Source organism: Lebetimonas sp. JS138, assembly GCF_000523335.1.
In the GTDB taxonomy this organism is placed as follows: Bacteria; Campylobacterota; Campylobacteria; order Campylobacterales; family Nautiliaceae; genus Lebetimonas.
On record NZ_ATHT01000001.1, the window covers coordinates 938,669 to 950,305 of the forward strand.

An 11,637-nucleotide genomic window follows, 5' to 3' on the forward strand; every position below is an offset into this window, starting at 1 on the left:
TTTAATCCTTTAGAGGTATTATTAAAGAATTGAAATTTAAATTTTTTAATGTTTTTTCATAAAATTTCATTCTTAAATCTGTTGTATTGTTTTCTTTTTTTTGTGTTTTCATTTTAGCATTTTTTAATGAATTTTTTTCTAAATCAGATTTTTGCTGCTTTTTTTGCAACGGATTTTTGTTTTTTGATTTATTTGATTTATTTTTTGTTTGTTTATGTTCGGGTTTGTTTTGTTTTTTACCGGTAGCGTTTTTTTTGTTTTTATTAAGGTCTTTATTTTGGGAACTGTGTTTTTTTTGAGAATTTTTATTGTTTGAATTATTGTTTTTTGATTTATTTTTTCTTTTTTTAAGCAGTTTTTCAATCAGTTTCAGATTATATTCGGCATCTTTGTCTTTTTTTAAATTAATGGCTTTTTTATACATTTCAACAGCTTTATTAAATTCTTTTAATCTGACATATGCGTTTCCTGAATTGTAATATTTCTCAAAAAGTAAATTTTTATCTTTTATTTTTGAATAGAGTGTCAATGCTTTTTTATAATTTTTCGCTTTGTAATAACTGTTTGCCGCATCTAAAAGGGCTTTATCGGAATGGATTTTTTCATATTCTTTAGCCGCTTTTATATATTCTTTGTTTTTAAAATAATTATTTGCCTTAAGAATATGAAAAAAATCAAATGCAAATAAAAATTTAAACATAATTAAAAATATAATTATTCTCATCTTCTGCCTTTAAAAAGAGCTAAAAATATGAATAAAATCCCCAAAAACAGAGGATAATAAAACAGCTCTTTTTTGTCTTTTATTTTTATCACTCTTTTTTTATTTATTGAATTTATCATACTAGAGAGATTTTTAATATCAGTGTTCAGATAACTTGCATAAACTATTCCTCCGTTTGTAATCATGGCAAAATTTTCCATTGCTTTGTTTTGCTGTTTGCCTATAAAATATATAAAAACCTTAAGGTTTTTATTTTTTGCTTCCTCCAAAGCTTTTTTCGAAGCCGTGCTGTTAGTAAAAATCACCAAAACTTTAGGATTTTTAAATTCGTCTACCGTTTTTATCAGATTATAAAAGTCTGGGTAAAAAGAGGTTTGTATTTTAGGAATGTGTTTTAAAAGATAAACAATCGAATTATAATCACTGCTTAAAGGAGAGAGTAGATAAACATCTTTATCGAATAAAAGAAGCGAGACTGGCTCATAATTTAAATATTTTACAAATTTTGAGAATTTGTTTTTTGCAAATTCCAAATTGTTGGGGTAAAAATCATTTTTTTGCATATGTTTGCTTATGTCCAGCCCTATTATTACATTTGTTTTCGGAAGTTTGACATTTATATAGCCGTTGTTTATCACGGGTCGGCAAAGTGCTGTAACCAACAGTAAAAAGGCAATTAAAAAGAAATAATTTTTTTGGGAATAAACGGTTATTTTTTTAAGTGTGTTTAATTTTCTGTGTTTAAAAAAAAGAGGAATAAAAATTAACAGTATTAATGCCCACGGGTTTAAAATTTCCATTTAAGCTGCCTTTTGTAAACCGTTATTAATAAAAATAAAATTCCCAAAAAGAGAGGGTATTCGAAATAATAAATTTTATTTATTATCGTTTTTGAGCTTATTTTGCTTTTTTCAAGCCTGTTTATCGTTTTATAAACCTGTTTCAGTTCATCTTTTGAAAATACGTCAAAAAATTTCCCTCCGGTTTTATTGGCTATCAACCTTAATGTTACAGGATCTATTTCGTTTCCTATACCTACAGTGTAAACCCTGATTTTCTCTTTTTTAAGTTTTTTTATCGTTACGTCTATAGGTGTTATTGAGGCGTTGTCCATCCCGTCTGTTACAAGTATTGTTATCTTGTTTTTTGCATGTGAATGTTTAAAAAGATTGTTTGAGAGAAACAGGGCGTCGTAAATAGCCGTTTTTTCTCCTGCGATTTTGGGATATATTCTTTTTAATATTTCATTTAATGCTTTTTTGTCCGGGGTCAGGGGTGAAGCAATATATGCAATATTTCCAAAAATAACAAGACCGACTCTGTCGTTTTTTCTTTTTTTTATAAAAGCTCTTATTACATTTTTTGCAATGTTTATTTTGTTAAACTGAGCCATCGACCCGCTTGTATCCAAATCAATTACAATATCGTAGCCTTTCTTTTGAATGTTGGTGATTATTTTTGTTTTTACGGGGCTGGCAAGTGCAATGCTTAAAAAAAGTATGCTCAAAAATTCCCATATATTGATAAATTTTCTGTTTTTTAAAACAAAAGCATTTGGAAAAATTATTTTATCGCTTCTCAAAGGGCATTTTAAACGGCAGAATATATAAATCAGAGGAATTATTAAAAACAAAGGATATTCAAACATGAATTTCCTTTATAAAATTTTTTAAATTTTGTTTATCTTCATTGCTTAAAGGCGGGACTTCTTTTTTGTATTTGTATTTTTCAAGCGAATTTACGATTTGCTGATATTTTTCTTTATTTTCTTCATTTATAAAAAACCTTGCAAGTGCGCTGAATTCATAAGCGGCTTTTTTTGAATCATTAAAATCGATGTTTTGAAGTTTTTTTAATATTTCTTTTTTAGGATTTTTCTTTTTCAGCTTTTTAAACAAAAAAAGAGTTATAAAAATTAAAATAAGTAAAATAACAGCTGCAAAAGCGCTAAATTCCCAATCTATTATTGTAACATTCGGTTTTATATCACGAATCGGAATCATTTAAAAAGCCTTATCAGTTTAGGAATGGGATTCTCATCTGTATAAATTTTGACAAATGGAATTTTCAGTTTTTTAAAATGCAGAAAATTCTGTTTATCAACTTTTTGAATATACATATTTATTTTTTTTGCATCACTGTTTGTAAAATTGACATTGACATCTTCTTTTTTTACAGGGTCAAACAGTGTTATATCTCCTCTGAAAGGGGGGTTTTCTTCCGCAATATCTCTTAATACGATGACGAATGTTTCATGCTTTAAATAACTTAAATCAATTTTTTCAAAAAAATCTCCTATTAAAATAAGAAGCGATTTTCTAAATTTGTTTAAAATTTTCAAATCTCCGGGGCAGGTGTTTAAAAAGTCGATATTTTTTATTTTTTGAGTATATGCAATATGGGTTTTTATATTTTTTGTAGGTTTGAAGATAACGGGGGTTTTTTCTAAAATAACCATCTCAACCCTGTTATCCTCTTTTATTGCCTCTATGCCCAAAAATTCAATTAAGCCCTGGAGATATTCGCTTTTTAATGTTTTTATTCCAAAATGCAGACTCGGTGTGGGAAGAATGGCGATTATAATTCTAAGTTCCCTTTCTTCGTCATATTCTTTTACAAGCGGCTTATTTATTTTGGCGGAAATTTTCCAGTCTATTTTTTTTGCATCTTCATTGAATCCGTATTCCCTGAATTCCCTGAAATCAAGTCCTTCACCTTTAAAACGGCTTAAATTGCGGCCCTGAAGGATGGAAAAAATTCTTTTTTTTGTTTTAAATTTAATCATGGCAAAGGAATACTCTTTAGTATTTTTCCTATGATTTTATCTTCGTTTATTTCATCGATTTCTGCTTTATAGCTTAAAACAAGCCTGTGTCTTAAAATATCGGGTGCTAATTTTGCAATATCGAGCGGTGTTACATAATCTTTGTTCTGTATCATGGCATAAGCCCTTGCGGCATTAAAAAGTGAAATAGTTGCTCTCGGAGACGCTCCGTAATCAATGTATTCTTCGATATTTATATTATATTTTTCAGGGCTTCTTGTAGCTTCAACAATTTTAACAATATATTTTAAAACTTCTTCATCCATATGAATTTCTTTTATTTTATCCCTGAGGGCTAAAATGTCTTCTTTGTCCGCCACTTTTTTAACTTCTTTTTTTAAATCGAGTCTTTTAATAATTTCCATTTCTTCTTCGAAACTGTTGTATCCTATAACTATTTTCATTAAAAACCTATCAAGCTGTGCCGCCGGAAGAGGGTAGGTACCTTCTTCTTCGATCGGGTTTTGAGTGGCAATTACCAAAAAAGGCTCATCTATTTTATATGTATTGTTCCCTATTGTTACCTGGCGTTCCTGCATAACCTCCAAAAGGGCGCTTTGAACTTTGGCGGGTGCACGGTTTATTTCGTCTGCTAAAAGTAAATTTGTAAATGCCGGTCCTTTTTTTGTTTCAAATTCATCTGTTTTGGGATTAAAAATTTCTATTCCTGTAATGTCACTTGGGAGTAAATCCGGGGTAAACTGTACCCTTTTAAAATCCAGATTCACTGTTTTTGAGAGTGTGTTTACACTTGTCGTTTTTGCAATACCGGGTACGCCTTCTATTAAAAGGTGGGAGTCTGTGATTAACGCCAAAAGCATTGAGTCTATAAGTTTTTCATGGCCTACAACAATTTTTTGGATTTCTTCTTTTATTTTTTGTATAATCTCCATTAGCGGCCTTTTTTTATTATAATTTTAAATCAAATTAATTAAAAACAAATTAAGGAGTGGAAATGAAAAAATTAATCTTTGCGGTAATTGCACTGTTTATGTTTAGCGGATGTACACAAATGTATAATTCAAACGAAGTCGATTTAGAACAGACAAACGGGATTTATACTTATCAAAAAGGGCGCGTAACAGATGTCAGACTGGTTACAATAAGAGACAATGGAAGCGGTACAATGATTGGAGCACTGGTCGGAACAGTATTAGGCAGTATGTTTGGACACGGCAAAGGAAATGCCCTTACAACCCTTGCGGGAGGACTCAGCGGTGCGTATGTGGGAACTCAGGCGGATAAGGCAAACGGTGAAGAGCTTTATATCCATTTGAACGACGGAAGGGATATAGTGACAATAGTAAAAGGTGTTGCTTTTGGTAAAGGGGAATGCGTAAGGGTTGTATTTAACGGGAACAGAATTTTAAGGGTAGAGCGCTGTTATTAACGCTCTATATTTTAAATTTTGATAGTTCTTTTAATAATTTCTGAAGAGCGGATTTTAATGAATTTGTTACACTTGAAATTGTTTGGGATATTTTAAGGTTTGTATCGGAAATTTTTGTTAATGTGTCGGTGTTGTTTAGAAGCTGTTTTGAATAATGGGACATTATTGTTACGTTTTTGGTGGCTTCTTTTGCATAGTTTATATTTTCTTTGTTTATATCCAATATTTGAGTCAATTCTTCTTTTATTTTTGTTGTTTCATCTGCAACTTTGTTCATTTTTTTAGAATTGTTATTAATCTCGCTGGATGTTTTTTCTATTGTGGAAGTAATCGTTTTTACAATATTTTCTATATCCCTTAAACTTTCTGTGCTTTTTTCCGCAAGTTTTCTTACCTCATCTGCAACAACTGCGAATCCTCTCCCGTGCTCACCCGCTCTTGCCGCTTCTATTGCCGCGTTAAGGGCAAGTAATTCTGTCTGTTCTGTTATTTCGTTTATTATTTTTAATACATTTTTTATTTCATCCGTTTGGGCATTCAGATTGGTTAATAAATCATTTAATTCTATTTCTTTTGTGTTTATTTCCAATATTTCGTTTATTTCACCTTCAAGCGAAATTGCGAAATTTTCCAGAAAATCCGCTGTTTTTATCAATGTTTCCGTTGTAAAAGAGACAGACTCTTCCGTTTTATCCAGATGTTCCCCGAGTTTATTTGAAATGTCTGCTATGTCTTTGGCCTCTTTGTCCGTCTGGGCAATTGTTTCTTTTAATTCGAAGGTAACTTTTTCGAGCTGATTTGTATTGGTTCTTATTGTAGAACTTATTGTTTTAATATCTGTTATAACATTTTTTACATTATTAATAAATTTATTTATATAATCAGCCGCAAGTTTTATTTCATTTTGCTGTTTTATAATGATCTGTTTTGTTAAATCGCCTTCCCCTTCACTCAGTTCTTTTGATACGCTGATATATTCCCTTACAGGTTTTACAACATATATTTCCAATAAATAATAAGCCGCTATCTGGATAACAACGGCTATTATCAAATGTTCCCCGGCTGTTTCCCAAAAATGGGCATAATCAACCATATATGTGTATATTAAAAGAACGGCGCTTGTCAGTATATTGATAATAAGAAGCTTTATATTAAAATCTTTAATAATGGAATGCATTTTATATCCTTTTGACATTAAAAGTTTTTGTAAGATTTAAATCATCAAGCATTTCGTAAAGAACAGGGTCTTTTACTTCAAGAATAACTTTTTTTTCCATATCTGTGAGTTTTAAAAGTTCTCCTATAATACTCGAAGGCAGAGAAAAGCTGTCTTTTATTTTAACAATAATACTGTCTTTATCGCTCAAAGAATAAAGAGCGTTAATTATTTTTTCCGCATCTTCGATGGTTGTGATATTCCCTTCTATTGTTAAAATATTGTTGTTTATACTCAAATTCATTTTGTTTCCTTTAAAAAAATTTTTATTTTATTGCCTTTTTCATTTATAAAAATTCCGTCGCTTAAATTTCTGATAATTTTAAAACCTTTTCCGTGATGTTTCAAATGCAAGGCGTTTGAAAGATTTTTTCTTTCAAATCCTTCTGTGTTGTCTTCGTAAAGTAATTTTAACATAAATTTATTTTTATAAAGTTTTATTTTGATTTTATTGTTTATATTTTTGAATTTGGGGAAATTTTTTATTAGGGCGTTTTCTTTTTGTTTTTTTGTATTTATTTTTAAAACGGAATGTTCTATAACATTCATAAAAATTTCATGTAAAATAAAAATTATTTTTTCTTTTTGGGGTAAAGAACTAAGCTCTATTTCTTTTAGTGTATCATCTAAATTTTGCTGTGATATTAAAATCTCTTTTTCAAAAATTTTATCCATTATAAAATCATCTTTTCTCATCATAAAAATACTGATATCATCTGTCTGGGCAGCTTTTTCATTAAAATCTCTGATTATGTCTTTTAAAAAAACGGCATTATCAAAACTTTTTAAAAATTCGGAATAATAAACACCGCTTTTGTTTTTCAATATTGATTCAATCAGTCCGTCGCTTGTTGAAACCATTTTTTCAGGGTATTTAAAAACATCAATATTAAAATTTTTTGTTTCCTCCCTGATAGGTAAATTATTTGCTTTTATTTTTCCTTTTTCTGTAAAAATAGGCGGCTGTCCGAAATTGGCATATAATACTTTGTTGTTTTTTATATAAATAAATTTTGCACATAAGATTTCATTGTCTATTAAAATTGATTTTACATAATTTATAAAATCTCTTAAAAGTTTTTCAAAATTAAAATCATTGTATTCCAATGCTTTCTTTAAAGAATGTCTGACAAAACTTATTGAGTTAATTGCACTCAATGCTGCTGAAATTCCTTTTCCCATTGCATCAACCATAACACATAAATATTCATTTTCTTTTATAATCTTAGAATATATCATATCTCCGTTTAATGTGTCTTTCGGTTTAAAATATACATCAAAAAGTATATCTTTTTCAAAAAACATTTCAAGTTCGTTTTCTGTGAGTTTCAGTTGTTTTTTTAATGCGTTTTCTTCCTGTTTTTTTCTATAATCAAGCAGCATAAAATCCCTTTTGGTTTTAAGATATAAAATAATAACAAATTATGTTATACTTTCATTAGTGACAGACACAATATTAAGTGAGTAGTGAGTAGTAAAAATTAAAGTGCAATTTATAACTCAACATTCATAATTAACAATATTAACAATTTACTACTCACCATTTTTCATGTTTTTACCATCTTAAAGGAGTAAAATGGCAAGAAAACCGAGAGTAAATGACCCTGGATTTTATCATATCGTCAACAGAGGTGTAAACGGGGCGGAAATTTTTAATGAAAAAGAAGATTTTTATAAATTTTTATCACTGATGTTAAAAACAAAATATGATTATGACATTACATTTCATGCTTTTACAATTTTGCCAAATCATTATCATTTGTTAGTGCAAACGCACAAAGCAAATTTAAGCGAAGCCATGAGGCTTTTAAACAGTGCATATGCCGCATGGTATAACTATAAAAGCAACAGAATCGGGCATTTGTGGAAAGGAAGGTTTGACAGTTTTATGCTTTTTAATAAAGAGCATTTTTGGAAGATTGTAAAATATATAGAAAGAAATGCTTTTGTATTGGGACTTGTGGATGACATAACAAAATGGGAGTATCAGTCTTTGTATTTAAGAGAGCATAAAACAAAATTCAATGAAATTATTGAGGGAAGTAAAATATTAACAAAACCTGTTGACGAATATATAAAATGGCTAAATAAACCTCTCGAAAAATTTGAACTTGAGGAAATTTATAATGAGCCTAAAATTGTTAAAACAGAAGACGGCAGCCTCAAAGTAATCAGAAAAAAAATAGGTGATTTTTTTAATGAATATAAAGATAAAGCAAAAGCCGTAAGAGAAGCCAAAAAAGCAGGATACAAATATACAGAAATTGCAAGATATTTAGGTGTTAATAATGCATATATTCAAAAAATTTTAAAAAATAAAGAGGGTTAATCCTCTTAAAGTTTTGAAGCTACGAAATCAGCTAATTCTAAAAGTCTTCCAGAATATCCAAATTCATTATCATACCAAGCAAATACTTTTACTTTATTACCGTCAACTACCATTGTTGAAAGTCCGTCAATAATGCTTGAATGAGGATTATTGATAATATCAGTTGAAACCACTTCATCATAAGTGATTTCTAAAATTCCTTTTAAGTATGAATTCATAGCTTCTTCAAAAGCTTTATTTACTCCTTCTTTTGTTACGTTTTTTTTAAGTGTTGCAGAAATATCTGTAATTGCAACATCAGGAGTTGGAACTCTAAGAGCTAATGCATTCATTTTGCCTTGTAGTTCTGGAATAACTTTTGTTGTAGCAATAGCCGCTCCTGTTGTTGTAGGGATTATATTTGCAGCAGCAGCACGTCCACGTCTATGTTTTCCTGGATTTTTTCTGTCAACTATAGCCTGAGATGAAGTATATGAATGAACAGTTGTAACAAGTGCACTTTCAATTCCGAAACTGTCATTAAGTACTTTGATTGCCGGTGCGAGTGAGTTTGTTGTGCAGCTTGCATTTGAAATTACGTCATGTTTGGCCGGGTCGAACCAGTCCTGATTTACACCAAGAACTACTGTAAGTTCAGCATCTTTACTCGGGGCTGATATAAGCACCTTTTTTGCTCCGGCCTTTAAATGTCTTGCAGCATCGTCCCTTTTTGTAAAATGGCCTGTACATTCTAAAACAATATCAATTCCAAGCTCTTTCCATGGAAGTTTTTCGGGGTCTCTTCCTGTAACTAATTTAATTTCTGCATCCCCAACTTTTAATGTATCTTCAGTATAGCTGATATTAGCCGGAAATTTACCATGTACTGAATCATACTTTAGCATATATGCCAAATCTTCCGCTGTTCCGCTTCCCCCGTTTGCCGCAACTATTTCAATATTTTCAGGTTTATTGATGACATAATGCCACAATACCATTTTTCCGATTCTTCCAAGTCCATTTATTGCTACTTTTAATGCCATAATTCATCCTTTTTTTTATTAATTATATCATATTTAAAAAATCTTTTAAGATTTTTGAATGGTCAAATACTAATTTTTCAAAAGGAATTTCTTCAAGTTTAAAAATTTTACATTCTTTTGCGTCATCCCCGGCTTTGGGCATATCAAATGCCCTGCATATAAAAACCGTACTAGCGGTATGAAGTCTTGGATCTCTATTTGGATTAGAGTAAATTCCAAGAAGTTTTTTTATTTTTATATCTAAAGAAGTTTCTTCTTTCATTTCACGCTTTAGAGCATCTTCTACACTTTCCCCATAGTCTACAAAACCACCGGGGAGAGCATATCCAAAAGGAGGATTTTTTCTTTTAATTAACACAATCCCGCTAAATTCCGGATTAAAAATTTTAATAATCCCGTCAACCGTTAAAAAAGGGGTTGGCCTAACCCAATGTGGAATGTTTAATTTTTTTGCTTCTTCACAAATTCTTAATTTTCCACCGTGTCCGTTTTTCAAACGGCCAGGTGAGCTTAATTCGCTTTGCTCATTTTCGCTCATTTTCCATTCTCCTAAACTTATTTTTTTGGCACTTGGCAATTCACAACTCACAACTCACCACCCCGCCGCTTTTCAAGCGGCCGGCCATGCTCACAACTCACCACTCACCACTCACAACTCACTATATTATAGCCCCGCTTCTTTTAATGCTTCTGCCTGATAATGGGTTATAAGCGGGTCGATTATCTCATCAAAAAGCCCCTCGTTCATAATTTGTTCTAGTTTGTATAATGTAAGTCCTATTCTGTGGTCGGTTATTCTGTTTTGAGGATAGTTGTATGTTCTTATTCTTTCACTCCGATCTCCGCTTCCAACCTGACTTTTCCTGTTTTCTTTAGTTTCGGCCAGTCTTTTTTCTTCATAATATTCGTAAACCCTTGCTTTAAGTATCTGCATGGCTTTATCTTTGTTTCTCTGCTGGCTTCTTTCATCCTGCATAGATACTGTTATTCCTGTGGGGATGTGGGTGATTCTGACGGCACTTTCCGTTTTGTTTACGTGCTGTCCCCCGGCCCCTCCGGCTCTCATGACATCAATTCTCAAATCTTTTTGATCAATTTCCAAATCCACATCGTCAATTTCCGGCATAATGGCAACTGTTACAGCGGAAGTGTGTATTCTCCCCTGAGATTCGGTTTCGGGAATTCTTTGAACCCTGTGGGTTCCGCCTTCATATTTAAGGCGCGAGTAAGCGCCTTCACCTTTTATTAATACAATAACCTCTTTGAAGCCTCCCATGTCGTTTTTGCTTTCACTTACAATTTCTGCCTTCCAGCCTTTATTCTCAGCATACCTGAGGTATGCTTTTAATAAATCTCCCACAAACAGGGCCGCTTCATCCCCTCCGGTTCCTGCTCTTATTTCAAGGAAAATATTTTTATCGTCATTTGGGTCTTTTGGAAGTAAAAGAATTTTTATCTCTTCTTCAAGTTTTGGTAATTTTTCTTCAGCTTCTTTTAACTCTTCTTTTGCAAGTTCCGCCATTTCAGGGTCATCAAGCATTGATTTTGCCTCTTCAATAGTATTTATGGTTTTTTCATATTCTTTTGCTTTTTGGGTAATTTTTTCAAGATGTTTTGCTTCGCGAGAAAGTTTTGTCATTTTTTTGATATCTTTTGTTATTTCGGGCGAGCTTAATTTTTTATTTATTTCATTGTATTTATCAACAAACGGTTTAAGTTTATCAAGTAGCATTTTTATTCCTTAAGAGTTAAAAGTTAAAAGTGAAAAGCGAAAAATAGAATTTCACCTTTCATTTTTAACCTGAAATAAATTAAAATAAAAAAAGAGGGGGAAATTTATGCGCTTGGTTCTATTGATTTTACTAAATGATGGAGTCTGCTTATTTTTCTTTTTGCTGTATTTTTCTTTAAAATACCTTTATTGATATAACCCTGGAATTTTTTGTTTGCAACTTTGAACGCATTAAAAGCTTCCTCATAATTTCCCTCAGCCACTGCGTTTTCTATTTTTTTAGTAATTGTTTTTACTCTTGTTTTAAAATATCTGTTTCTTTCAGTTCTTTTTTTTGTTTGTCTAATTCTTTTTAGAGCTGATTTGTTATTTGCCATTTATATCCTTTTTTGAAGCGTAT

At 31.0% G+C, this 11,637-nt stretch carries 15 protein-coding genes; 2 read left to right on the forward strand and 13 right to left on the reverse strand.

What is annotated here, in order from left to right:
- Position 1: 1 nt before the first annotated feature.
- Genes DZ67_RS0105355 through DZ67_RS0105380 form a run of 6 tightly spaced genes read right to left on the reverse strand, consistent with a single transcriptional unit; the run spans position 2 to position 4,441 of the window.
- Positions 2–724, reverse strand: a complete 723-nt coding sequence (locus DZ67_RS0105355; protein ID WP_024790878.1) for a tetratricopeptide repeat protein — start codon at positions 722–724, stop codon at positions 2–4.
- Positions 721–1,524, reverse strand: a complete 804-nt coding sequence (locus DZ67_RS0105360) for a VWA domain-containing protein (RefSeq protein WP_024791854.1) — start codon at positions 1,522–1,524, stop codon at positions 721–723. Before DZ67_RS0105360 ends, DZ67_RS0105355 begins: the two co-directional genes overlap by 4 nt.
- The gene (locus tag DZ67_RS0105365; protein ID WP_024791855.1) at positions 1,512–2,372 is read right to left on the reverse strand and encodes a vWA domain-containing protein; all 861 of its coding nucleotides are present in this window, start codon (positions 2,370–2,372) and stop codon (positions 1,512–1,514) included. Before DZ67_RS0105365 ends, DZ67_RS0105360 begins: the two co-directional genes overlap by 13 nt.
- A complete protein-coding gene (locus DZ67_RS0105370) occupies positions 2,365–2,727 on the reverse strand; it encodes a hypothetical protein (RefSeq protein WP_024787643.1) in 363 nt (120 codons plus the stop codon). Before DZ67_RS0105370 ends, DZ67_RS0105365 begins: the two co-directional genes overlap by 8 nt.
- Positions 2,724–3,509, reverse strand: coding sequence for a DUF58 domain-containing protein (locus DZ67_RS0105375; RefSeq protein ID WP_024790879.1), 786 nt, complete (start codon positions 3,507–3,509; stop codon positions 2,724–2,726). Before DZ67_RS0105375 ends, DZ67_RS0105370 begins: the two co-directional genes overlap by 4 nt.
- Positions 3,506–4,441, reverse strand: a complete 936-nt coding sequence (locus DZ67_RS0105380) for an AAA family ATPase (RefSeq protein WP_024787645.1) — start codon at positions 4,439–4,441, stop codon at positions 3,506–3,508. The genes DZ67_RS0105375 and DZ67_RS0105380 overlap by 4 nt, the downstream gene beginning before the upstream one ends.
- Before the next feature lie 62 nt (positions 4,442–4,503).
- On the opposite strand from DZ67_RS0105380, the gene DZ67_RS0105385 reads away from it, so the two are divergent.
- Positions 4,504–4,938: a glycine zipper 2TM domain-containing protein gene (locus DZ67_RS0105385; protein ID WP_024787646.1), complete on the forward strand. Its 435-nt coding sequence runs from the start codon at positions 4,504–4,506 to the stop codon at positions 4,936–4,938.
- 4 nt (positions 4,939–4,942) lie between these two features.
- Here the strand turns inward: DZ67_RS0105385 and DZ67_RS0105390 are convergent, their stop codons facing one another.
- From DZ67_RS0105390 to DZ67_RS0105400, 3 genes are read right to left on the reverse strand one after another with little or no spacing between them, the layout of a single operon-like run.
- Positions 4,943–6,115 (reverse strand): methyl-accepting chemotaxis protein, encoded by a 1,173-nt coding sequence (locus DZ67_RS0105390; RefSeq protein ID WP_024787647.1) that lies wholly within the window; start codon positions 6,113–6,115, stop codon positions 4,943–4,945.
- A 1-nt stretch (position 6,116) separates the two neighbouring features.
- A complete protein-coding gene (locus DZ67_RS0105395) occupies positions 6,117–6,398 on the reverse strand; it encodes a hypothetical protein (protein WP_024787648.1) in 282 nt (93 codons plus the stop codon).
- Positions 6,395–7,537, reverse strand: a complete 1,143-nt coding sequence (locus DZ67_RS0105400; protein ID WP_024790880.1) for a SpoIIE family protein phosphatase — start codon at positions 7,535–7,537, stop codon at positions 6,395–6,397. Before DZ67_RS0105400 ends, DZ67_RS0105395 begins: the two co-directional genes overlap by 4 nt.
- A 193-nt stretch (positions 7,538–7,730) precedes the next feature.
- On the opposite strand from DZ67_RS0105400, the gene DZ67_RS0105405 reads away from it, so the two are divergent.
- Entirely contained in the window at positions 7,731–8,483 is a 753-nt protein-coding gene (locus DZ67_RS0105405; RefSeq protein ID WP_024790881.1) for a transposase, read from the forward strand.
- 5 nt (positions 8,484–8,488) lie between these two features.
- Here DZ67_RS0105405 and gap read toward each other — a convergent pair whose 3' ends face one another.
- The 4 genes from gap to rpsT all read right to left on the reverse strand — a co-directional run bounded on the left by gap (position 8,489) and on the right by rpsT (position 11,614).
- Complete coding sequence (gene gap / locus DZ67_RS0105410; RefSeq protein WP_024791856.1) at positions 8,489–9,505, reverse strand: type I glyceraldehyde-3-phosphate dehydrogenase; 1,017 nt, start codon at positions 9,503–9,505, stop codon at positions 8,489–8,491.
- A 22-nt stretch (positions 9,506–9,527) separates the two neighbouring features.
- Positions 9,528–9,944, reverse strand: a complete 417-nt coding sequence (locus tag DZ67_RS09920) for an NUDIX domain-containing protein (protein WP_035907413.1) — start codon at positions 9,942–9,944, stop codon at positions 9,528–9,530.
- Positions 9,945–10,169: 225 nt separating this feature from the next.
- Positions 10,170–11,237: a peptide chain release factor 1 gene (gene prfA / locus DZ67_RS0105420; RefSeq protein ID WP_024787653.1), complete on the reverse strand. Its 1,068-nt coding sequence runs from the start codon at positions 11,235–11,237 to the stop codon at positions 10,170–10,172.
- Positions 11,238–11,341: 104 nt separating this feature from the next.
- On the reverse strand, positions 11,342–11,614 hold the full coding sequence (rpsT, locus tag DZ67_RS0105425; protein ID WP_024787654.1) for a 30S ribosomal protein S20: 273 nt from the start codon (positions 11,612–11,614) through the stop codon (positions 11,342–11,344).
- Between the last annotated feature and the right edge of the window lie 23 nt (positions 11,615–11,637).